A 21,550-nucleotide genomic window follows, 5' to 3' on the forward strand; every position below is an offset into this window, starting at 1 on the left:
CCCCATCGTTTTTATTTCCCCCACCTTGCACGCGCCCCACTCACGAAGAAGAAAAAAGCGCCGCCATGATGCCCAATCGCCCCAGCCCCCAAGCGCCGCCTTCCTCGCCCCGGCGCTGCCTGCCCTGATACCCGCGCCCACCCCGCGCACTCCCCCGCTCCGACATAAAAGGTGAACAACATGGAGCCTGTCCGCTCGACCTTGCCGTGCCCGCCGCACGCCGTGCCCGTTGCCCAGGATCAGGAGAGCCGCCCGCATGCAGCCTGACCACAGCGCACCCGGCAACGCCCAGTTCCGCAAATCCCTGCGCCTCTGGCATGTGGTGATCATCGGCCTGGCCTACCTCACGCCGATGACCGTGTTCGATACCTTTGGCATCGTCTCGGGCATCACCGCAGGCCATGTACCCAGCGCCTACATCCTGGCCCTGCTGGGCATCCTGTTCACCGCTGTGAGCTACGGCACCCTGGTGCGGCGCTTCCCACAATCCGGCTCGGCTTATACCTACACCCAGCGCGCCATCAACCCGCACGTGGGCTTCCTGGTCGGCTGGTCGTCGCTGCTGGACTACTTGCTGCTGCCCATGGTCAATGCGCTGCTGGCCAAGCTCTACCTGTCGGCGATGTTCCCCGAGGTGCCCGGTTGGGTATGGGTGACCGGGTTCGTCACCCTGATCAGCCTGATCAACATGCGCAGCGTCAACCTGGTGGCGCATTTCAACCTGCTGTTCGTCGTCGTGCAGGTGGCGATCATTGCCGTGTTCCTCTACCTCTGCTGGCGCGGCCTGGGCCACGGCGAGGGGCTGGGCACCGCCTGGAGCCTGGTGCCGTTCGCCGATGACCAGACCCAGTTCGCCGCGCTGGCCGCCGGCGCGACCATCCTGTGCTTCTCGTTCCTGGGCTTCGATGCGGTAACTTGCCTGTCGGAAGAGACCCGCAACCCAGGCAAGACCATCCCCCGGGCGATCTTCCTCACGGCCTTGATCGGCGGCGCGGTGTTCATCCTGGTGTCGTACTTCATCCAGGCCTACTTCCCGACCATGGCACGCTTCCACGACCAGGAAGCAGCCTTGCCGGAAATCGCCCTGTACGTCGGCGGCAAGCTGTTCCAGTCGGTGTTCATCGCCTGCACGGTGATCAACACCATCGCCTCGGGCCTGGCCTCGCAAACCAGCGTCTCGCGCCTGCTGTACGTGATGGGCCGCGACAACGTGATCCCGGCCAGCGTGTTCGCCCGCCTGCACGCGCGCTACAAGACCCCGGTGCTGAACATCGCGGTGGTCGGCCTGATCTCACTGTCGGCGATCTTCTTCGACCTGGTCACGGCCACCTCGATCATCAACTTCGGCGCCCTGGTGGCGTTCAGCTTCGTCAACCTGTCGGTGATCAACCACTGCTATATCCGCGAGGGTCAGAACAAGGGCCTGACGAACAACCTCAAGTATCTGGTGGCGCCGACGATAGGCTTCTGCATCATCGTCTCGCTGTGGCTGGACCTGAACCAGAACTCGCTGCTGTTCGGTGGGGTCTGGGCCGCGCTCGGGGTGCTTTACCTGGCCTGGCTGACCAAGGCCTTCCGGGTCGCACCGCCCAACTACGTCGCTGAATGACACCCGCCCACGACAACGCCCGCGCCTGACCGCGGGCGTTGTGCTTGAACCAAAAGGAACGTCACCATGCCGCTGCGTCGCCTCTCCATCCAGTGGAAGATCACCTTGCTGGCCGGCCTGTGCCTGCTGGCCATCGTCGCCCTGCTGGTTGCCACCTCGCTCACCCAGGCCAGGCGCAGCGCAGCGCTGGTCAGCCAGGCCAACGCCGAGATGCTCGAACACAGCGCGCGCCTGCGCCTGCAGGCCCACGCCGAGACCCAGGCGTTACGCATCCAGCGCTACTTCATGGATGCCTACCAGTACGGCAACGGCTTCGCCCGGCTGGTGCAGGTGCTCAAGGCGCGCGGCGACAGCGACCTGCGCACGGTACTGACTGCCCAGGCCCGCAGCGCCTTGGCGGGCAACCCGAACCTGACCGGGCTGTACCTGGTCTTCGAACCCAATGCCCTGGACCATCAGGACAGCCGCTTCGTCGCCCAGGCCGAGCTGGGCAGCAACGACAGCGGGCGCTTCTCGCTGTACTGGTCGCAATCGAGCCCTGGCGCGCTGCAAGCCGAAGCCATGCCCGAGTCGATGCTGGCCGACACCACGGTCGGCGCCAACGGTTCCCCCTACAATCGCTGGCTGACCTGCCCGCAACAGACCGCCAAGGCCTGTGTGCTCGACCCGTACTTCGACGAGGTCAACGGCCGCCAGGTACTGATGACCAGCATCGCCCTGCCGCTGCTCGAAGGTGGCAAGGTAGTCGGCGTACTCGGCCTGGACATCGGCCTGGACAACCTGCAGCAACTGAGCCTGGATGGCCGCCAGGAGCTGTTCGACGGCCAGGGCCAAGTCAGCATCGTCAGCCCTGCCGGGTTGCTGGCCGGCAACAGCCGTGACGCCGGCAAGCTGGCCAAGCCCCTGGAGCAGACCGTGGCCGATGGCCTGTTGCGCGTCGCCCGACCGTTCACCCCGATCCCCGACGCCGCGCCCTGGCAGGTGCTTCTGGAACTGCCCGAGCAGGTACTGCAGGCACCGGCGGTGGCCCTCAACCAGCGCCTGGACGCCCACAACCAGAGCGCCAACCTGACTAGCCTGCTGATCGGCCTGGGCGCGGCGGTCGCGGGCCTGCTGCTGGTGTGGCTGACCGCCCGCGGCGTGACCCGGCCGATCCTCGCCGTGGCTGCGCGGCTGAAGGATATCGCCAGCGGCGAAGGCGACCTGACGCGCCGCCTGGACTACGCCCGCGACGACGAACTGGGCCAGTTGACCGGCTGGTTCAACCGTTTCCTCGACAAGCTCCAGCCGGTGATCGCCCAGGTCAAGGGCTCGCTGCAGGAAGCCCGTGGCACCGCCGATCAATCGGCGGTCATCGCCAGCCAGACCAGCGCCGGCATGCAGCAACAGCACCGCGAGATCGAACAGGTGGCCACCGCCGCCAACGAGATGAGCGCCACCGCCCAGGACGTCGCCCACAACGCCTCGCAGGCCGCCCAGGCCGCCCGTGGTGCCGACCAGGCCGCCCGCGAAGGGCTGGCGCTGGTCGACGCCAATCGTCAAGCCATCGACCAACTGGCCGGCGGCATGGACACCGCAATGCAAGAGGCGCGCGCACTGGAAAGCCGCAGCGAACAGATCGGTTCGGTGCTGGAGGTGATCCGCGCTATCGCCGAGCAGACCAACCTGCTGGCCCTCAACGCGGCCATCGAGGCGGCCCGGGCCGGCGAAGCCGGGCGTGGTTTTGCCGTGGTCGCCGATGAGGTGCGCAACCTGGCGCAGCGCACCCAGGTGTCGGTGGAGGAGATTCGCCAGGTGATCGAAGGCCTGCAGCAGGGCACTCGGGATGTGGTCGAGGCCATGCGCGGCGGCCAGCGCCAAGCCCAGGAAAGCGCCACGCAAATGGAGCGGACCCTGCCCGCCCTGCAGCGTATCGGTGAGGCGGTGGCGGTGATCACCGACATGAACCTGCAGATCGCCTCGGCGGCCGAGGAACAGAGCGCGGTGGCCGAAGAGGTAAACCGCAACGTGGCCGGGATCCGCGATGTGACCGAGTCGCTGTCGGGACAGGCCGATGAGTCGGCGCGGATCAGCCAAGCCTTGAACCGCCTGGCCAATCAGCAACAGGCACTGATGGAGCAGTTCCGGGTGTAAGCCGACGCTCATGGAACACTTCTGTAGGAGCGACACAACTCCAAGACTTTCATGTCCCGTTGACGTTCTTTTCACGCTGCCTGCATTAGCGTCGCCTGCCTTACCCGCCGCTCGCCAGATCCGGCCATTTCAGGTGCAACGAGGCATACGTGTCGACTTCTTCTACCCCTACTCGCAAACGCGTGGACTGGGCTGGCCTAGGCTGGCTGCTGCTGTTCTTCTGGTACTTCTCCGGCGTGACCCAGGCATTACTGCTGTTCAGCGGCACCACTGGCTTCGCTGGCTTTCGCGATGCCTTCATTCTCAGCAGCCTGTGGCTCGCCCCGGTTCTGCTGCTACCGCGCCTGACCCGCCCGCTGTCCGCGTTGATCGGGTTGGTGCTGTGGGCGTCATCGCTGGTGGGCCTGAGCTACTTCGGTATCTATCGCCAGGAGTTTTCGCAGAGCGTCATCTTCGTGATGTTCGAATCAAACACCGCCGAAGCCAGCGAATACTTCAGCCAGTACTTCAGTGTCACGCTGTGCCTGGCGCTGCTGCTCTACACGGTCGTTGCCGTATTGCTGTGGCGACGCATCCGCCCCGTCACCCTGCCCCTGCGCACTCGCCTGCCACTGGTCGTCATGTTGCTGGCCGCAATCCTGGTCTACCCCTTCTACAAACAGATGGTCACCCAGGAACGCTCGTTCGCCGATGCCCGGGAAAAGGTCGAGCAACGCATGGAACCCGCCGTGCCGTGGCAACTGGTGGTCGGCTACCGGCAGTATCGCCAGCAACTGGACAACATGCAGGAACTGCTTGATAAAAACGCCGCGCTGCCTCCACTGCAAGGGCTCAAGGACAGCAACGGCGACACACCACGCACACTGGTGCTGGTACTGGGCGAGTCCACCACCCGCGAACACATGCACGTGTACGGCTACAACCGTGACACCACGCCCAACCTCGATGCCCTGGCCGCCAGCGACAAGGGCCTGACAGTGTTCCGCAACGTCGTCTCGCCGCGCCCCTACACCATCGAGGTGATGCAGCAGATCCTGACTTTCGGCGACGAAGAGCACCCTGATCGCTTCCTCAGCGCCCCGTCGCTGATCAACCTGATGAAACAGGCGGGCTACAAGACCTTCTGGATCACCAACCAGCAGACCATGACCAAACGCAACACCATGCTCACCACCTTCTCCCAGCAGACGGACGAGCCGGTGTACCTGAACAACCAGCGCAACCAGAATGCCAGCCAGTACGATGACGTGGTGCTGCCCCCCTTTGAGAAGGCCTTGCAGGACCCGGCGCCGAAGAAGCTCATCATTGTCCACTTGCTCGGTACGCACATGGACTACCGCTACCGTTACCCGGCGCAGTACGAGCACTTCAAGGACAACCAGGGGGCACCCGCAGCGCTGTCACCTGACCAGGTCGAAACCTACAACTTCTATGACAACGCAGTGCGCTACAACGACTTCGTGGTATCCAGCCTGATCAAGCGCTATTCGGCGAGCACCCCGAACGGTTTCCTGCTGTACCTCTCCGACCATGGCGAGGATGTCTACAGTTCGGGCAACCACGACCGCCTGGGCCGCAACGAAGGCGATCCGACCCGGCCGATGTACACCATCCCATTCCTGCTCTGGACCTCACCGAGCTGGCAAGCCAGCCACCCACGCGACCTGCAGGCGGCGGCCGCGCGCCCGTACAGCAGTGCGCACCTGATCCATACGCTGTCCGACCTGGCCGGCCTCAGCTACGACCTTTACGAGCCGGCCAAGAGCGTGGTCAGCGATCAGTTCGTCGCCACACCGCGCTGGATCGGCAACCCCTACGCGAAGAATGGCCTGCATGACTTCGACCAACTGCCCACCGGCAAGGCCGATAAACAGCAGACAGTCAGCAGCGACATGCCGAAGCCGGGCAAGATATGAGCAGGAAGCAGGCGACGAGGAGCCTGGCCAGCAAGGCAGGCTCCTACGGGTTGGCGCAATGCCAGTAATCAGGGCGCGGGGATTGCCTGGCGCTTGCGTGCATAGTCGAGAAATGCGTCCAGGTCACCACTGCAGAGCATGCGCGCCACCGCCTTCACCTCATCGACCGGCCAGTCCCACCAGGCCGCTTCGAGCAGCGCCTCGCGTACTGGCTCGTCGAAGCGCCAGCGGATGAATTTGCATGGGTTTCCACCAACCACAGCGTAGGGCGGCACGTCACGCGTAACCATGGCACCGGCGGCAACGATCGCGCCATGGCCGATGGTGACCCCAGAGAGAATCATCGCATTGGTGCAAATCCAGCAGTCACTGCCGATCACCACATTACCCTTGCTTGGCGAGTAATCCTTGATGTCTTCAAGACCATCGATCTTGGCGGGAAATGGGTAGGTGGTCAGCCAATCGGTGCGGTGCTCACCGCCTAGCAGGATCTGCACGCCTTCAGCAATCGACGTGAAATTGCCGATGTGCAGCACCGCGTCGTCACCGAACTCGGTGACCAGTGGCGTGCCATAACTACCAATTCCCACACTGCCACGGGGAAAGCTCAGACGAAGTTTCTCCGCTGCCCGGTCGAGTTTGTCCATGGCGCGCAGGCGTTTGCGCTCCCGCCGATTGATCAGTTTCTGCCAGAGATTCAAGAAAGGTATCCAGGGGCGAAGTGGGTGAGAATCATCAACGGTGGAACAACAGGCGCTTGATACGCCTGAAGGTAGTCTTGTTGTAATGGCGCAGCGGGATGCCACGCAGCAATTGCCAGGCGTAGCCCTTGTCCGACACCACCGCGTACTTCAAGGCCTTGTGCACCAGCACCGAACGCCCCCAGGCGTAGGCCGGGTGCTCGCGATACGGGGCGATGGTCTTGAGGTCGGCCTCGAGCAGCACCTTGAACTTTCGCGACAAGTTGTTGGGGTGGCGCCGATAACGCGTGACGCATACCGGAAGCTCGTGGATTTCGTAGCCCTGCGACGCAATGCGCAGGGTCATCTGGAAGTCCTGGACCTTGATCGCCGGGTCATAGAATTTCGCCGCCCGCATCGCCTCCATGCGGTACAACGAAGCCGGTGCACCGATCACCACGGCATCGCGCAGTATCTGCTCGAAGCTGAAGGTCTTGATCTCGCTGCGTTGCTGCACCTTGGTGTCGCGGCCTTCCGTGTCCATGTAGGTGATCAGCGCACCCACGCACCCTACTTTCGGGTGCTCGTCCAGATAGCGGGCACGCACGCTGAGCGAGTGTGGCAGCATGATGTCGTCCAGGTCCGGCGTCGACACATAGACGCCACGGGCATGGGCAAGCCCGGTGTTGAGTGCGCCGCTGACGCCCTGGTTGGCCTGGGTGAGGAGCGTGAAGTCGTAGGTTTTCTGCAACTCGCGCAGCATTTCCACGCTGCGGTCGCTCGAGCCATCATCGACGATGATGACTTCGAAGTTCGGGTAATCCTGAGCAAAGATACTCTGCAGGGCCTCCCGCAGGTACTTCTCGGCGTTATAGCAGGGTGCCACGACAGAGATCAGCGGGGGCTGGGTCTCACTGTGCTGCTCGCTTCCATGTGTCATTGATCTGAGGCGCCTCTGGCCGCGGTGGAATGGCCTCCCGACAGGCAGCATGACAGTGTTGCGCCGGGCGAACGAGAGTATACGCGATCAGATAGTGAACACGACAAAGCCTGCATATGCAATGCCACACACGGACATCCGGCCTGCGGGGAACACCGTCACTGCCCCAATTGCCCCAGGTCCGCCGCCAACTGCAGCCTCGCGGTATACCATTCGACCACCGAACTGACCCGGCGCTGTTGCGCACTCGCTAGGTCGTTCTGCGCATTCAGCAGCTCGATGATGCTCCCGACGCCGGCCTTGTAGCGCCCCAATGCCACCCGGTACGACTGGCTGGCACTCCCGACCAGGCGCCGACTGATGGCCAAGGCCTGGGTGCGCGCCTCGAGGGCCTGGCGGCTGCGCCATACACTCAGGGCAATGCTGCGCTCGGCTTGCTGCAGGTCCTGCTCACGCGCACCGGCTTCGTACTCGGCGGCGCGGGTCCGACGCCGGGCGAGGAAACCGTCGAAAATCGGCACAGTGACTTGCAGCCCCACCGTCCAGGTCTCTATCTGCTGGCGCGAAGCCACCTGCTCCACCGGCGTGTCGTCGTGCCGATAACTGCTGTACAAAGCGATCTTCGGTCGCCCCTGGGCGCGCTCCGCATCGGCCCTGGCCAGGCTCGACGACCATTCGGCGCGAGCCTTCGCCACGGACGGGTGGTTGCGCCTGGCTTGCTCCATCAGGGCATCGACGCCGGCCATGAAGGCCGTTTCCTGTCCCTCGGGCTCATTCAGGGCCTCGAGCCGTAGCGGCGTGGACGGCGAAAGGCTGAGCGCACTGGCAAGCGCCCCCCGGGCCGTGGCCAGGTCACCCTCGGCCAGCACCCGCTCGAGCCGGGCCTGTTCGTAGGTGGTTTGCGCCTGCAAGCGATCGGCCTGCTCACCCGCGCCAGCCTGATGCTTGGCGGTCGTCACCTTGAAGCTGTCAGCGGCCAGCGCCTCGATACTGCGACGCGCTTCGAGCAACGCATCATTGGCCTGCACCTGGTAGAACGCCTTGCTGGTGTCGAGCACCACCTGCTGGATCTTCGCCACCCGGCTGCTGCTCGCCGCATTGAGCAGTTGCCGGGCACTTTCCACCTTGGCTTCGCGCAGGCCGAAGTCGTACAGCACCCAGTTGAGGTTCACGCCATAGCTGCTGGTACGCGCATCCAGCGTCGAGTTTGCGTCGGAGAAGCCCTCGTAACGGGTCTTGCGGTTGGCCCTGCCGGTGCTGGCGACGCCCTGCAGCGTCGGCCAGTAGGCAGACTGCTCGGCCTCCATGCTGGCCTGGCTGCTCAGCTGCGTGCGCCAGGCCGCCTCGAGTTCAGGGTCGGCGCACAGCGCCATGGCCACCGCCCGCGACAAACCCAGCGCCTCCCCCGGGCGCAAAGGCCCGGGGCACGCCTGCAATGCCCCGACAGCCAGACACGGCAGGCTCGACAGCGCAAGCAGCGCGGTCAAGCGTCGCCACCCGTTCATGGCGCGGCGTCTTGCCGGGGGCCATTGCCGGCCAATCGACCGTTGACCAAGGCCACCACACGCTGTGCCGAGCGTATCGTGTCTGGTCGGTGGGCAACGATCACCCGCGTGATGTTCAACGTTTGCAGAGCCTGGTTCACCGCGTTCTCGCGCTGGATATCCAGGTGGCTGGTGGCTTCGTCGAGAAACAGCAACCTAGGTTTGCGATAGAGCGCACGCGCCAACAGGATACGTTGCTTCTGCCCACCCGAGAGCACCGTGCCCATGTCCCCGACCAGGGTGTTGTAGGCCATCGGCATGCGCACGATATCCTCATGCACCGCGGCCAGCCGGGCGCATTGCTCGACCCAGCTCTGGTCGACGTCACTGGCGAAGAAGCTGATATTGTCGCCGATCGAGCCGGCGAACAGCACGTCGTCCTGCAGCACTGTGGCGCTGATACTCCGCAGCCGGTCGAGGTTGTTCGCATCCACCGGTTCACCGTCCAGCAGCACCTGCCCCTCGACCGGTGGCAGGATGCCAAGCATGACATTGAGCAAGGTGGTCTTGCCGCACCCGGACGGCCCGACAATGGCCAGCGACTCGCCCGGCTCGACGGTCAACGAGAGACCATCGAGCACCCAGGGCTCATGGTCCGAATAACGAAACCGCAACTGACGCACCTCCAGCCGCGGCACCGGGCCGTCCGGCGGCACATCCACCAACCCTCCCCGCCCCTCGGCCTGCTGCAGCACGATGTCTGCCAGGCGCTCGCCATGCAGGCGCAGCATCACCACATCCACCAGCTTGTCGATCAGCCCCGCCACCCGGCCATTGAATTGGTCCTTGTAGGCATTGAAGGCGATCAGCATGCCGGCGCTGAACACCCCCTCGATCACCTGCCTGGCACCCAGCCAGATCACCAGCAGTGTCACCGTGCCGAACAGCAAACCGTTGAATGCGCGGTACAACAGTTGCAGTTTCTGCGGACGCAGCCCGGCATTGATCTCGTCCACCAACAGGCCACCCCAGACCGTGGCGCGCTGCTCCTGGCGAGCGAATAGCTTGAGCGTGCGCACCCCACGCATGGTTTCCAGGAAGTAACTCTGCTGCCGGGCGGCACGCACCAGCTCCTCCTCGCTGGCCCGCCGCAATGGGCCGAACCAGGCCCAGCGCGCCAACGCATAGAGCAGCATGGCGGCGACCGCGATCAATGCCAGCGGCGGGCTGTAGAGGAACATCAAGGCCAGAGTGACCACCGTCATCATCCCGTCGAGCAAGGCCTCGATGAACGACGTGGTCAGGGTGCGCTGGATCGCCTTGAGCGAGCCGAAGCGCGAGACGATATCGCCCAGGTGGCGGCGCTCGAAGTAAGCCACCGGCAAACGCACCAGGTGGTTGAACACATTGATCTGCCACTGGCTGCCGAGCAAGGTACCGAGGTACATCAACGCCCAGGATCGCGCCAGCGACAGGGCCTGCTGGGCCACCAGCAACAGGCCGAAACCGAGTGCCAGCACCGCCAGCAAGTCGCGGTCGGCGCTGACCAGCACCTTGTCGATCACCGTTTGCAGGAAGAACGGCGTCAGGATCATGCACACCTCCAGCGCCACGCCCAACGCCAGCACATGCCCAAGCACCCCGCCAAAGCCCTGCACTCGGCCGAGCAAACGCCGCAGCGGCAACGGGGTCTTCGTTTCGCCGGGCTGGAAATCATCGTGTGGCCACAGCTCGAGGGCGACGCCGGTAAAGGCCTCGGACACCGCCTGGCGGGTCAGCCGGCAAACGCCACGCGCCGGGTCGTGCAGCGTCACCCAACGGGGGCCGACCTCCTTGAGCACCACGAAATGGTTGAAGTTCCAATGCAAGATGCACGGCAGCTTGAGCTGCTCCAGCGCCTCCAGCTCCAGGCGCAATGGCCGGCTGGCCAAGCCCAGTTGCGCCGCCATGGCCATCAGTTGCTTGAGCGTTGCCCCCTTCATCGAGGGCGACAGCTTCTGACGCAGCGACGGCAGGTCGTGCACCTGCCCGTGATAGGCGGCGATCATCGCCAGACAAGCCTGGCCGCACTCCGCCGCCTCGACCTGGAGGATGACCGGCAGCTTGCGGCCGACGCCGAAATTCAGGGATTGGGCGATACTCACAGTCGTTTTCCTATGCCGCGCAGTGGCTCGAGCAGCCATTCATAAAGCGGCAGGTTTTCCAGCATGATGTCGGCGTCCAATTGCATGCCCGAGCGCAGGCGCTCTTCGCGCCCGCGGGCGAACAGGCTCTGCCGCTCCAGGGTGACCCGCACCCGGTACAACGGCCCCTGCTCGCGCAACGCTTCGGAGGCCGCGCCCACGGTCATGATTTCATCGGCGGGCAAGGCGCTGCGCGACACCGAGGCCACTGTTCCCCGGGCCAGGCCGAAGTGCTGGTAGGGGTAGGCCTGATAACGCAGCATCACCGCGTGGCCGGGCCGCACGAAGCCGGCCGAGCGACTGGGCACGTACAGTTCGGCGTAGAGCTGGCTGTCCTGGGGCACCAGGCTGAACAGTGGGCGGCTGACGTCGGCGCGGGCACCGTTGACCACGCCGATGGCGGTTACCTCTCCGGCGGCCGGCGCGGTGATGACGACCTGCCGCTTCACCTCGCTTTCCAGCAGACTACTCTGGCTCTCCAGCAAGCGTCGGTCGAGATCCGCCAGTTGCTTGGTCTGGTTGAAAGGCAGTTCGGCAAGCTCGGCGCGCAGGGCGGCGCTGTCATTACGCAGGGCCAACAGTGAGCGATTCAGCTCTTCGGCCCGCAAGCGCACTTCGAGCACCGCATCCTGCTTGGCTTGCAGCAGATCACGGGAAACGAAGTCCTGGCGCTGCAGTTCCAAGTAGCGCTCAGCGATGCCCTGGGCCAGGGCCAGCCGTTGAGCGGTCAGGGCAATCTGCGCAGCAACCTTGTCCTGCTCGCCCTGCAGCATCGCCAGGCGCCGCTGCTTGCCCTCGCGCTCCTGCTGGTGCAGCACCCTGGTTTCGGTGATTTCATCGGCCAGGCTGCTGTTGCGGCGCTGGATGAGGCGGCTGATAGCGACCTGGTTGGCACTGGCATCGCCATTGTGGGTGTCGCTGACCAGGGTCAACAAGGCTGCCCCCGCCCGCACCTGCTGGCCCTCGCTGACAGCCAGGTCCTGGACTACCCCCACCTGGGGCGCAAAGACCTTGACCAGCCCCCCTTCAGGCACCAGCACACCCGTGACGGCTTCGCGCCGGGTATAGCTGGCAAGGCCGAGGAACAGCGCCAGCAGGATGCAAAACAGCACTGCACCTGCCCCCGCCAGCCGCAACGACGGCGGCGAGACCAGCACCACGTTGCCCAGTTCCTTGTCCCTGCCTGCGTGCAGCGCTTCCTTTCGAAATAGCATTCCCTGACCACGATTCCGGCAAACCTGTACAGCCAGCCTAAACAGGCAGAAACCGGTCGGCACTAGTACAGGTGGACTATTGCGCGAAGCTCGAGGAGATCGGCTGGAGGGCGCCACGACAGTGGCATGACGACATTAGGTCACCCGTGCTATTGCCTGAAACAGGCGGGGCGGGAAGTATTTCGCCATGCCCTGGACAACAGGGCGTGCATCAGACGGAACAACACCAAAGAGAAAGAGGAAGCTCTCAATGAACACCGAACAAGAAAACCTTCGTGCCCTCAGCACCGACGAACTGGACCAGGTCAGCGGCGGCTTCTCGGTCTCGGCCTTTGGCTACCATGTCGGCGCTGACGTCGTGAACTATGGCCAGGGCGACATCCTGCACGTCAGCTGGGGCTCAGACAACTCCTACAACTTCAGGGAATTCCAGCTGTGCACGCAGTGACTGGTCGCCGCCGGACATTCGCCTGAAACGCCAGCGCCAGAGGCTCGACAGCCTTGGGTGAGCTGGACGGCAAAAACGAAAAACCCCGCTCCATTGCTGGAAGCGGGGTTTTTCATACTGCATATGGTGGGTCGTGTAGGATTCGAACCTACGACCAATTGGTTAAAAGCCAACTGCTCTACCAACTGAGCTAACGACCCGTTGGATGGCGCGTATATTACTGATTTCTCAGAGGAAATCAACACCCCATCGTAAAAAAATCAAAAATACCGGGTCGGATCTTCCACACCGGCAGCCTTGAAGCCATCGGCACGCAGGCGGCAACTGTCGCACTTGCCACAGGCACGCCCCTCGTCATCGGCCTGGTAGCAGGACACGGTAAGGCTGTAGTCCACGCCCTGGGCGATGCCCGCCTGGACGATCTGGGCCTTGCTCAAGTTCTGCAAGGGCGCCTGGATACGGAAGCCCTGCCCCTCGACACCGGCCTTGGTCGCGAGGTTGGCCATGCGCTCGAAGGCCTCGACGAATTCGGGGCGGCAGTCCGGGTAGCCGGAGTAGTCAACCGCGTTCACTCCAATGAAGATATCGCGAGCTTCGAGCACTTCCGCCCACCCCAGGGCCAGCGAAAGAAACACGGTATTGCGCGCTGGCACGTAAGTCACCGGAATGCCCTCACCTGGCGCCTCAGGCACATCGATGCTGCTGTCGGTCAGGGCCGAGCCCCCAATGCCGTTGAGGTTCAGGCCGATCACCTTGTGCTCGACAACGCCCAGGTCGCGGGCGACCCGGGCCGCGGCATCGAGCTCGGCACGATGCCGCTGGCCGTAGTCGAAGCTCATGGTGTAGCAGGCATAGCCTTCGGCCTTGGCCAAAGCCACCACGGTGGCCGAGTCCAGGCCACCGGAAAGCAGGATTACCGCGCGTTTTTCAGTCATGTCTTTTCTCTCAGCGTCCGGGTTCGTCGTTCCACAACAGCTTGTGCAGCTGCATCTGGAAGCGCACGGGCAGGTTGTCGGCGACGATCCAGTCGGCCAGGTCGGTGGCGCTCACCTGATGATGGCTGGGCGAAAACAGCACTTCGCCCGCCCGCTCGGCCAGGTTGAACTGAATCAGCTTGGAGACCGCCCAGTCGTAGTCCTCGCGGGAACAGATGACGAACTTGACCTGGTCATTACGGGTCAGCAGCTCGATGTTCTCGTAGCGGTTGCGGTGAGACTCCTCGGAGCCCGGGGTCTTGAGGTCGACCACGCGACTTACCCGGGTATCGGTGCCAGCGATGTCGAGGGCGCCACTGGTTTCCAGCGACACCTCGTAGCCCGCGTCGCACAGGCGCTGCAACAGCGGCAAGGCGTTGGGCTGGGCCAGCGGCTCGCCCCCAGTGACACAGACGTAGCGTGGCTTGAAGCCGGCCACCTGCTCAAGAATCGAATCGAGAGTGCGCACAGTGCCGCCACTGAAGGCGTAGGCGCTGTCGCAGTACTGACAACGCAGGGGGCAACCGGTGAGGCGCACGAATACCGTGGGCAGCCCAGCCGTTCGCGTTTCACCCTGCAACGAGTAAAAGACTTCGGTGATGCGTAATGTGTCTTGCATGATCGCCACGGGCGTGACAGCTGAACAGGCTGTCCGCCTCCGTCAGGCACTGTCGCGGACTCGACATAGCGTTATCCACGGCAGCGTGTTTACAAAAAATGGGGTACGGATTCTAACGAAAAAACCCGCGACAGGCGCGGGTTTCTTTCAAACGTGTTGCTCAGAGCTTTTGCAGATCGCGTTGTGCCAGTTGCGCGGCGGAGGTGCCGGGGTACTGGGTGATGACCTGCTGCAGGATGCCCTTGACCTTGTCGGTATGGCCCATGCGACGCTCGACGTCGGCCAACTTGTAGAGCGAGTCCGGCACCTTGCTGTGTTGCGGATACAGTTGGCTGACCTTGGCGAAAGCCTGGCCAGCACCCTGCAGGTCGCCCTTGGCGAGGTTGACTTCGCCGAGCCAGTACTGGGCGTTGCCAGCGTACTGGCTGTTGGGGTATTTGCGCAGGAAGGCAGCGAAGGCCTGGCTGGCCTTGTCGAAGTCCTTCTGCTTGATCAGGTCGAAAGCGGCTTCATAGAACAGCTTCTCTTTCGCCGGATCGCCCGGCTCGCCACCAGCGGCCGGTGGCTGCGCGGCGCTTGCGCCGGCGGCGGCACCCGTGGCGGCATTGACGGCCCCACCGGTGGAAGAATTGTCAGGAGTCGCGGCAGGCGCGGCACCGCTGCCGATGCGGCGGTCGAGATCCTGGTAGCGCTCGAGGTTTTCCTGCTTCATGCGCGACACATCGTTTTGCAGCTCTTCGATGATGCCTTGCTGGCGGGAAATTTGGTCCTGCATCTGTTGCAGCTGCATGAACAGCTGGCCGTTTGCAGAAGCAGGGGCCGAAGCCCCTGCTCCGGCATAGGCGCCGCTCGTGCCATAACCCGCAGGTGGATAACCACCCGCGTTGTCATCTACTACGGGAACTGCAGCCCACGCCGAGAAGGGCAGGCTGAGTGCGAGGACGGTCAAAGCACGACGGCACATACGCATAAGAACTTACTTACGCAGTTCTACGCGACGGTTTTGAGCCCAGGACTGCTCGTCGTTGCCGGTAGCAACTGGACGCTCTTCGCCGTAGGAAACCAGTTCCAGCTGAGCAGGGGAAACGCCCTGCAGAACCAGGTAGCGTTGAACGGCCTTGGCACGACGCTCACCCAGAGCCATGTTGTACTCGCGGGTGCCGCGCTCGTCGGTGTTGCCTTCCAGAACAACGCGGTTGCCGTTGGACTTCAGGTCCTTGGCGTGAACGTCCAGAGCGCGCATGGCTTCTGGCTTCAGGTCCGAGCTGTCGTATTCGAAGTAGAAGGTGGTGATTGCGCGCAGGGCGGCTTCTTCGCTCAGGGAACCGTCAACAGCGCCAGTGTTGGCACCGTAGCCAGCGTTCGGATCAACAGCGCCTTCACCAGCGTTGTCACCGCCTTTCGAGGAGCAACCTACAGCTACAGCCATGGCCAGAGCCAGCGCAGCGAATTTACCAAACTTCAGCATTTCCATCGTGAAACTCCTAATGAAACCCCAGTGTGTTAAGCAAAAGTATTACGCCGCAATCAGTTCAGGTAAGGGGACCAGGACGGTTCTCTGACTTCACCTTGAGCGGTAGGAAGTGGGAGCCTCACGCGGCCATTAAGCGACACGAGCATCAAGACTCCCCGGCCCTGCTGGCGGGTGGCGTAGATTAGCATGGTGCCGTTTGGCGCAACAGTGGGAGACTCATCAAGACTGGTCTCGGTGAGAATCTTTACACTTCCGCGTTGCAAGTCCTGGGCCGCCACCTTGAAGTTGGTGAAGCCCTGCTGGCGATGAATCATTACCAGCGTTTTCTCATCCGCCGACAGTTTTGGGTTGGCGTTGTAGTTGCCCACGAACGTCACGCGCTCGGCACTACCGCCACCGACCGACTGCTTGTAGATCTGCGGCTTGCCGCCACGGTCGGAAGTGAAGTACAGCGTGTTGCCATCCTTGCCCCAGAACGGCTCGGTGTTGATGCCCGGCCCTGCGGTGACACGGGTGATCTGGCGCGAAGCCACGTTCATCACATAGATGTCCGGGTTACCGTCCTTCGACAGCACGAACGCCAGGCGAGTACCGTCGGGCGACCAAGCGGGCGCACCGTTCAGGCCTTCGAAGTTGGTGATCTGCTCACGACGACCGGTGTCGATGTGCTGGATGAAGATGCGTGGACGCTTCTGCTCGAACGAGACATAAGCGATACGCTTGCCATCCGGCGCGAAGCGTGGCGACAGGATCGGTTCACGCGACTGCAACAGAGTTACCGCACGGGCACCGTCGTAGTCCGAGCGCTGCAGGGTGTAGCGGGTATTGTTGGTGGAGAAACGCTCCGCGGTCACGTACAGCATGCGGGTGGAAAACGCACCCTTGATGCCGGTGAGTTTCTCGAACGACTGGTCGGCGATGTAGTGGGCCATGTCGCGCAACTGGTCGACGCCACCGGCGACGCTGCCGGTCAGCACTTGCTGCTCGGTGGCGACGTTGAACAGGGCGTAGCTCACCTGCAGGCGGCCACCGGACGGCACGATGCTGCCGACCATCACGTACTGCGCACCCAGCGCTTTCCAGTCACGGAAGATCACTTCGCTGGCCTGGGTCGGCAGGCTGATCATGTTCTGCCGCGGGATCGGCCCGTAGTAACCGGAGTTACGCAGGTCGTTGCTGATGATGTCAGCCATGTCTTCCGGCAGCACGCTACCGCCCTGCACACCGAACGGCACTACCGCGATGGGGGTGGCCCGGTCGCTACCGCTGGTGACCAGGATGTTCTTTTCCTCTGCCATGGCCATGCCTGCCACGCAGCAGAGCAAGACCAGGAGTCCTCTCAGACGTTTAATCACAACGCTAGATCCTCAGGTGTAAATGTCATCTTGAATGAACGATATGGATTGAAATCGCTCGGCTTCAAGCCCTGCATCTCGGTCAACCGACCAATGTTCTTCACTGCGGCCACGGCCGAGCTGTCGAACGGGCCGTCGCCACTGGACTTGGCCACGCTCACATTGGTGACGGTGCCGTCCGGCAACATGTTGATCTGCAGAACTACCGTCATGCCCTTGCGCGCAGATGGCGGACGCGCCCAGCCCTCGGCCGCGCGCATGCGAATCAGGTCGTCGAAGTCGCCGGCCACCTGGTCACCCTGCTCGTCGGCCAGCGCCTGCTGCCGCTCGGTGGTGTCGGACAACAGCTCAGCCAATGCCTGGGCTTTCTTGTCCTCCGCCGCCTTGCGAGCCGCTTCCTGTGCCTTTTTCTTCTGAGCGTCTGCAGCGGCCTTTTTCTTGGCCTCTTCAGCTGCCTTCTTCTTCGCTTCCTCGGCTGCCGCTTTCTTCTTGGCGTCCTCGGCTGCTTTTTTCTTCGCGTCTTCGGCGGCTTTCTTCTTCGCCTCTTCCGCGGCCTCTTTCTTGGCTTCCTCTTCGGCCTGCTTCTTGGCCTCTTCCTCAGCCTTCTTCTTGGCGATATCGGCCTGCTGCTTCTCAGCTGCCTTTTTCGCTTCTTCGGCTTTCTTCGCCTCAGCGGCTTTCTTCTGCTCGGCGGCCTTGGCGGCTTCCTCAGCTTTCTTCGCTTCGGCGGCCTCGCGGGCTTCCTCAGCTTTTTGAGCGGCGTCGGCTTTCTTTTGTTCCGCGGCCTTCACGGCCTCCTGCTCGATCTTCTTCTGCTCCAGCTGCTCGACCTCGGTCTGGCGCGAAGCGGTTTTCTTCGCTTCCCCGGCAATCTTCTGATTGGTCTGGGTGGTCGCCTGGCTCTTCGACTTGAGCTGGTAGAGCGTGGCCTGGACGATAGGCTTGGACGGCGGCAGCTCGGGCGTCATGGCGAAGCTGACGAACAGCATGCCGAACACCAGCACGTGCAGGCCAATGGCCCAGACACTGGGCCAGAAGTAGCTTTCCGAGGCGGATGGCTCTCGCTGCTGCATCAGGGCGCCTCGGTAATCAGGCCAACGTTACCGACACCGGCCTTCTGCAACCCACCCATGGCGCCCATGACCGCGCCATAATCGACGGCCTTGTCGCCACGAATGAAGACCTGGGTCTGTTTGCCTTGGTCACGACCTGCGGCGATGATCTTTGTCACCGCACCGGTCATTTCCGGCAGGGTCATGGCCTTGTCCATCTGCTTGTCGGTGTCGACTTCGCTACCGAGGTTCCAGTAGTAAGTCTTGTCGGCCTTGATCGAGATAGTCAGAACCTGGACGTTGTTGTCCTGCGGCAGGGCTTCGCTGGAAACCTTGGGCAGATCCACCTTCACGCCCTGGTTGAGCATGGGGGCGGTCACCATGAAGATGACCAGCAGCACCAACATCACGTCGATGTAGGGCACCACGTTCATCTCGGCGACCGGCTTGCGTTTGTGGCGAACTCGGGCCATGGGTTTCTACCTGATCACTCTTCGCTGGTGTGTACTTTACGGTGCAGGATCGCCTGGAACTCATCGGCGAAGGTGTAGTAGCGGCCGATCAGTACTTCACTGCGCGCGGCAAAGCGGTTGTAGGCGATGACCGCCGGAATCGCAGCGAACAGGCCGATCGCGGTGGCGACCAGGGCCTCGGCAATGCCGGGTGCCACGGTGGCCAGTGTGGCCTGCTGGGCGCTGGCCAGGCCGCGGAAGGAGTTCATGATGCCCCAGACGGTACCGAACAAGCCGATGTACGGGCTGGTGGAACCGACGGTGGCAAGAAACGGCAGGCTCTGCTCGAGCTTTTCTTCCTCACGGGAGATGGCGACGCGCATGGCACGGCCAACACCTTCCATCACCGCATCAGGGTCCACACCCGGTTGCTGGCGCAGACGCGAGAACTCCTTGAAGCCGGCACGGAACACCTGCTCGACACCCGAGTCCGGATCCGGGTTGCTGCCCGCCTGGCGATACAGCTTCGACAGGTCGATGCCCGACCAGAAGCGCTCTTCGAAGGCGTCCAGCGCACGACGACCGGCGCGCAGCATGGTGCTGCGCTGGAAGATCATGATCCAGGACGTTACCGAGGCGGCCACCAGGGTGAGCATTACCAGCTGAACCACGACACTGGCATTGGCGACCAGGCTCCACATGGAGGTATGGTCGACGACGTTTGCTTCCACGCTTATTCTCCTGCGTTGGATTGAGTACCCGCACCATCCGCCAGGAACGCATCGCGCAGCGCTGGGGGAATGGCCCGGGGTTTGAAGGTGTCGGCACGCACGGCGGCCACCAGGAACTGCCCCTCGCAGAGCAGCGTTGCATCTTTTTCCCGCCAGACTTGCTGCACGAAGCGCAGGCTGGCGCGATTCAATTCAAGTACTTGCGCGGTTACCCGCAGTTCATCGTCCAGCCGCGCCGGCGCGTGGTAGCGCGCTTCGCTGGAATGGACCACGAACAGGAGGTTCTCACCGGCCAACTGCGCCTGGGAGAAGCCCAGATGACGCAGACGCTCGGTGCGCGCACGCTCCATGAACTTGAGATAGTTGACGTAATACACCACGCCACCCGCGTCGGTATCCTCGTAATAGACGCGACAGCGGTGTGCGAACGGTTCCAGCCCATTTTGCGCGCGCATACTCTAGTGCTTACTCCTGTGCTTGCCAATCCGCCCCGGCAACTGTTTTTGCATCGATAATGTCGTATTGCCAGCAAGCTTGGGGCGTGCCAGCGGTAGGACCACGAAAATCCCGAATCGATCTGTCATTCGTCGTCCTGGGCGGCATACTCCCCACCCTCGCAGAAGCGCCCGGGGATATTCAGGCCAAAATGCAGGTAGGCATGCCGGGTGACCACACGGCCCCGAGGAGTGCGCATGATATAGCCCTGCTGGATCAGATAAGGCTCGAGTACATCCTCGATGGTGTGGCGTTCTTCGCCGATCGCCGCGGCAATGTTGTCGAGCCCCACCGGACCGCCGTCGAACTTCTCGATCATGGTCAGCAACAGACGCCGGTCGGAGTGATCGAAGCCACGTTCGTCGACATCAAGCAGGTTAAGCGCCATGTCCGCGACCGCCTTGGTGATCTCGCCCTTGCCACGCACTTCGGCAAAGTCGCGCACCCGCCGCAGCAGGCGATTGGCAATCCGCGGCGTACCCCGCGCCCGGCGGGCGATCTCGAAGGCGCCCTGGTCGTCCATCGGCAGCCCGAGAATACCGGCCGACCGGCTGACAATGGTGGCCAGGTCCTTGTTGCTGTAGAACTCCAGGCGCTGGACGATACCGAAGCGGTCACGCAATGGGTTGGTCAGCATGCCAGCGCGGGTGGTGGCGCCAACCAGGGTGAACGGCGGCAGGTCGAGCTTGATCGAGCGTGCGGCCGGGCCTTCGCCGATCATGATGTCGAGCTGGAAGTCCTCCATCGCCGGGTAGAGCACCTCCTCGACCACCGGCGACAACCGGTGGATCTCATCGATGAACAGCACATCATGAGGCTCGAGATTGGTCAGCATCGCCGCGAGGTCGCCCGGACGCTCGAGAATCGGACCCGAGGTGCTCTTGACCGATACACCCATCTCCTGGGCAATGATATTGGCCAGCGTGGTCTTGCCCAGGCCCGGCGGGCCGAAGATCAGGGTATGGTCAAGCGATTCGTTGCGCCCGCGCGCAGCCTGGATGAACAGCGCCATCTGCTCGCGCACCACCGGCTGGCCGATGTACTCGTCCAGGCGCAGCGGGCGAATCGCGCGGTCCTGGACTTCTTCACGGTCGCGGCCACTGGCGGCGATCAGGCGGTCGGTTTCGATCACTTGGCAATCATCCCTTTAAGGCTGCGACGAATCAGTTCCTCGCTGCTCAGGCCGGTCTTATCCTTGATTGCGCCAATTGCCTTGCTCGCCTCTTGTGGCTTGTAGCCCAAGGAGACCAGGGCACTGACCGCGTCGGCCTCGGCCGAGGACTCACTGGCCGCCGGCAGCGGGCCGTCGGAGACCAGGGTGAACATCGCCGGGGAGGTTTCCCACGCCTTGAAGCGGTCCTTGAGCTCGACCAGCAGGCGTTCGGCGGTTTTTTTGCCGACACCCGGCACGCGCACCAGGACCGCTGCGTCCTGGGCCTGCACGCAGCGCACCAGTTCGTCCACTTCCAGGCCGGACATCAGCGCCAGCGCCAGCTTCGGCCCCACGCCGTTCAGGCGGATCAGTTCGCGAAAAAGCTCGCGCTCGCGTTTTTCGGCGAAGCCATAGAGCAGGTGGGCGTCTTCGCGCACTACCAGGTGGGTGTGCAATGTCACCGGCTCGCCCAGCTTGGGGAGACGGTACAGCGTCGTCATGGGTACCTCGAGCTCGTAGCCCAGGCCATTGACGTCGACAATCAGGTGCGGCGGCTGCTTCTCCGCCAGGGTGCCGCGCAAACGTCCAATCACGTTCCGATCCTTTCTCTTCGGGTGCCGCTCGAAAACCGGTCCACC

Annotated in this window: 20 protein-coding genes and 1 tRNA gene; 4 read left to right on the plus strand and 17 right to left on the minus strand. The window is 63.2% G+C overall.

Going from position 1 to position 21,550, the window contains the following annotated elements:
* Positions 1 to 256: 256 nt before the first annotated feature.
* The 3 genes from IM733_RS12515 (at position 257) to IM733_RS12525 (ending at position 5,658) form a co-directional block, all read left to right on the plus strand.
* Positions 257 to 1,609, plus strand: a complete 1,353-nt coding sequence (locus IM733_RS12515) for an APC family permease (protein WP_248921097.1) — start codon at positions 257 to 259, stop codon at positions 1,607 to 1,609.
* Positions 1,610 to 1,675: 66 nt separating this feature from the next.
* The gene (locus IM733_RS12520; RefSeq protein ID WP_248921098.1) at positions 1,676 to 3,742 is read left to right on the plus strand and encodes a methyl-accepting chemotaxis protein; all 2,067 of its coding nucleotides are present in this window, start codon (positions 1,676 to 1,678) and stop codon (positions 3,740 to 3,742) included.
* Positions 3,743 to 3,891: 149 nt separating this feature from the next.
* Positions 3,892 to 5,658, plus strand: coding sequence for a phosphoethanolamine transferase CptA (locus tag IM733_RS12525; protein ID WP_248921099.1), 1,767 nt, complete (start codon positions 3,892 to 3,894; stop codon positions 5,656 to 5,658).
* A gap of 68 nt (positions 5,659 to 5,726) precedes the next feature.
* On the opposite strand, the gene IM733_RS12530 is transcribed toward IM733_RS12525, so the two are convergent.
* The 5 genes from IM733_RS12530 to IM733_RS12550 all read right to left on the minus strand — a co-directional run bounded on the left by IM733_RS12530 (position 5,727) and on the right by IM733_RS12550 (position 12,159).
* Positions 5,727 to 6,305: a CatB-related O-acetyltransferase gene (locus IM733_RS12530; RefSeq protein WP_248921167.1), complete on the minus strand. Its 579-nt coding sequence runs from the start codon at positions 6,303 to 6,305 to the stop codon at positions 5,727 to 5,729.
* An 88-nt stretch (positions 6,306 to 6,393) separates the two neighbouring features.
* Complete coding sequence (locus IM733_RS12535; RefSeq protein ID WP_248921100.1) at positions 6,394 to 7,278, minus strand: glycosyltransferase family 2 protein; 885 nt, start codon at positions 7,276 to 7,278, stop codon at positions 6,394 to 6,396.
* A 158-nt stretch (positions 7,279 to 7,436) separates the two neighbouring features.
* Positions 7,437 to 8,783, minus strand: a complete 1,347-nt coding sequence (locus IM733_RS12540; protein WP_248921101.1) for a TolC family protein — start codon at positions 8,781 to 8,783, stop codon at positions 7,437 to 7,439.
* Entirely contained in the window at positions 8,780 to 10,906 is a 2,127-nt protein-coding gene (locus tag IM733_RS12545; RefSeq protein WP_248916997.1) for a peptidase domain-containing ABC transporter, read from the minus strand. Before IM733_RS12545 ends, IM733_RS12540 begins: the two co-directional genes overlap by 4 nt.
* Positions 10,903 to 12,159: an HlyD family secretion protein gene (locus tag IM733_RS12550; protein ID WP_248916998.1), complete on the minus strand. Its 1,257-nt coding sequence runs from the start codon at positions 12,157 to 12,159 to the stop codon at positions 10,903 to 10,905. The genes IM733_RS12545 and IM733_RS12550 overlap by 4 nt, the downstream gene beginning before the upstream one ends.
* Positions 12,160 to 12,409: 250 nt before the next feature.
* Between IM733_RS12550 and IM733_RS12555 the strand changes: the two genes are divergently transcribed.
* Positions 12,410 to 12,607 (plus strand): hypothetical protein, encoded by a 198-nt coding sequence (locus IM733_RS12555; RefSeq protein WP_248916999.1) that lies wholly within the window; start codon positions 12,410 to 12,412, stop codon positions 12,605 to 12,607.
* Between the two features lie 124 nt (positions 12,608 to 12,731).
* On the opposite strand, the gene IM733_RS12560 is transcribed toward IM733_RS12555, so the two are convergent.
* The 12 genes from IM733_RS12560 to ruvA form a co-directional block, all read right to left on the minus strand.
* Positions 12,732 to 12,807, minus strand: a tRNA-Lys gene (locus tag IM733_RS12560).
* Positions 12,808 to 12,867: 60 nt separating this feature from the next.
* Positions 12,868 to 13,542 (minus strand): 7-cyano-7-deazaguanine synthase QueC, encoded by a 675-nt coding sequence (gene queC, locus IM733_RS12565; protein WP_213657922.1) that lies wholly within the window; start codon positions 13,540 to 13,542, stop codon positions 12,868 to 12,870.
* Positions 13,543 to 13,552: 10 nt separating this feature from the next.
* Entirely contained in the window at positions 13,553 to 14,200 is a 648-nt protein-coding gene (gene queE / locus IM733_RS12570) for a 7-carboxy-7-deazaguanine synthase QueE (protein ID WP_213657923.1), read from the minus strand.
* Between the two features lie 160 nt (positions 14,201 to 14,360).
* The gene (gene ybgF / locus IM733_RS12575; RefSeq protein WP_248917000.1) at positions 14,361 to 15,170 is read right to left on the minus strand and encodes a tol-pal system protein YbgF; all 810 of its coding nucleotides are present in this window, start codon (positions 15,168 to 15,170) and stop codon (positions 14,361 to 14,363) included.
* 6 nt (positions 15,171 to 15,176) lie between these two features.
* Positions 15,177 to 15,674 (minus strand): peptidoglycan-associated lipoprotein Pal, encoded by a 498-nt coding sequence (pal, locus tag IM733_RS12580; protein WP_008090230.1) that lies wholly within the window; start codon positions 15,672 to 15,674, stop codon positions 15,177 to 15,179.
* 53 nt (positions 15,675 to 15,727) lie between these two features.
* Positions 15,728 to 16,978: a Tol-Pal system beta propeller repeat protein TolB gene (gene tolB / locus IM733_RS12585; protein ID WP_248921168.1), complete on the minus strand. Its 1,251-nt coding sequence runs from the start codon at positions 16,976 to 16,978 to the stop codon at positions 15,728 to 15,730.
* A gap of 47 nt (positions 16,979 to 17,025) precedes the next feature.
* Positions 17,026 to 18,102 (minus strand): cell envelope integrity protein TolA, encoded by a 1,077-nt coding sequence (gene tolA / locus IM733_RS12590; protein ID WP_248917001.1) that lies wholly within the window; start codon positions 18,100 to 18,102, stop codon positions 17,026 to 17,028.
* Positions 18,102 to 18,554 (minus strand): protein TolR, encoded by a 453-nt coding sequence (gene tolR / locus IM733_RS12595; RefSeq protein ID WP_011535155.1) that lies wholly within the window; start codon positions 18,552 to 18,554, stop codon positions 18,102 to 18,104. Before tolR ends, tolA begins: the two co-directional genes overlap by 1 nt.
* 14 nt (positions 18,555 to 18,568) lie before the next feature.
* A complete protein-coding gene (tolQ, locus tag IM733_RS12600) occupies positions 18,569 to 19,264 on the minus strand; it encodes a protein TolQ (protein ID WP_011535156.1) in 696 nt (231 codons plus the stop codon).
* A 2-nt stretch (positions 19,265 to 19,266) separates the two neighbouring features.
* Positions 19,267 to 19,719, minus strand: a complete 453-nt coding sequence (gene ybgC, locus IM733_RS12605; RefSeq protein WP_248917002.1) for a tol-pal system-associated acyl-CoA thioesterase — start codon at positions 19,717 to 19,719, stop codon at positions 19,267 to 19,269.
* Between the two features lie 125 nt (positions 19,720 to 19,844).
* Positions 19,845 to 20,891: a Holliday junction branch migration DNA helicase RuvB gene (gene ruvB, locus IM733_RS12610; RefSeq protein ID WP_248917003.1), complete on the minus strand. Its 1,047-nt coding sequence runs from the start codon at positions 20,889 to 20,891 to the stop codon at positions 19,845 to 19,847.
* Positions 20,888 to 21,505 (minus strand): Holliday junction branch migration protein RuvA, encoded by a 618-nt coding sequence (gene ruvA, locus IM733_RS12615; RefSeq protein WP_248917004.1) that lies wholly within the window; start codon positions 21,503 to 21,505, stop codon positions 20,888 to 20,890. Before ruvA ends, ruvB begins: the two co-directional genes overlap by 4 nt.
* Between the last annotated feature and the right edge of the window lie 45 nt (positions 21,506 to 21,550).

This window comes from Pseudomonas entomophila (assembly GCF_023277925.1).
Lineage (GTDB): Bacteria > Pseudomonadota > Gammaproteobacteria > Pseudomonadales > Pseudomonadaceae > Aquipseudomonas > Aquipseudomonas entomophila_D.

Bases quoted from the DNA above. Each gene is read 5' to 3' on its own strand.
- tolR (WP_011535155.1), bottom strand. From the start codon at position 18,554: ATGGCCCGAGTTCGCCACAAACGCAAGCCGGTCGCCGAGATGAACGTG.
- queE (WP_213657923.1), bottom strand. From the start codon at position 14,200: ATGCAAGACACATTACGCATCACCGAAGTCTTTTACTCGTTGCAGGGT.
- queC (WP_213657922.1), bottom strand. From the start codon at position 13,542: ATGACTGAAAAACGCGCGGTAATCCTGCTTTCCGGTGGCCTGGACTCG.
- tolB (WP_248921168.1), bottom strand. From the start codon at position 16,978: ATGGCCATGGCAGAGGAAAAGAACATCCTGGTCACCAGCGGTAGCGAC.
- IM733_RS12555 (WP_248916999.1), top strand. From the start codon at position 12,410: ATGAACACCGAACAAGAAAACCTTCGTGCCCTCAGCACCGACGAACTG.
- IM733_RS12515 (WP_248921097.1), top strand. From the start codon at position 257: ATGCAGCCTGACCACAGCGCACCCGGCAACGCCCAGTTCCGCAAATCC.
- IM733_RS12550 (WP_248916998.1), bottom strand. From the start codon at position 12,159: ATGCTATTTCGAAAGGAAGCGCTGCACGCAGGCAGGGACAAGGAACTG.
- IM733_RS12530 (WP_248921167.1), bottom strand. From the start codon at position 6,305: ATGGACAAACTCGACCGGGCAGCGGAGAAACTTCGTCTGAGCTTTCCC.
- ybgF (WP_248917000.1), bottom strand. From the start codon at position 15,170: ATGCGTATGTGCCGTCGTGCTTTGACCGTCCTCGCACTCAGCCTGCCC.
- ybgC (WP_248917002.1), bottom strand. From the start codon at position 19,719: ATGCGCGCGCAAAATGGGCTGGAACCGTTCGCACACCGCTGTCGCGTC.
- IM733_RS12520 (WP_248921098.1), top strand. From the start codon at position 1,676: ATGCCGCTGCGTCGCCTCTCCATCCAGTGGAAGATCACCTTGCTGGCC.
- IM733_RS12540 (WP_248921101.1), bottom strand. From the start codon at position 8,783: ATGAACGGGTGGCGACGCTTGACCGCGCTGCTTGCGCTGTCGAGCCTG.
- tolA (WP_248917001.1), bottom strand. From the start codon at position 18,102: ATGCAGCAGCGAGAGCCATCCGCCTCGGAAAGCTACTTCTGGCCCAGT.
- IM733_RS12535 (WP_248921100.1), bottom strand. From the start codon at position 7,278: ATGACACATGGAAGCGAGCAGCACAGTGAGACCCAGCCCCCGCTGATC.
- pal (WP_008090230.1), bottom strand. From the start codon at position 15,674: ATGGAAATGCTGAAGTTTGGTAAATTCGCTGCGCTGGCTCTGGCCATG.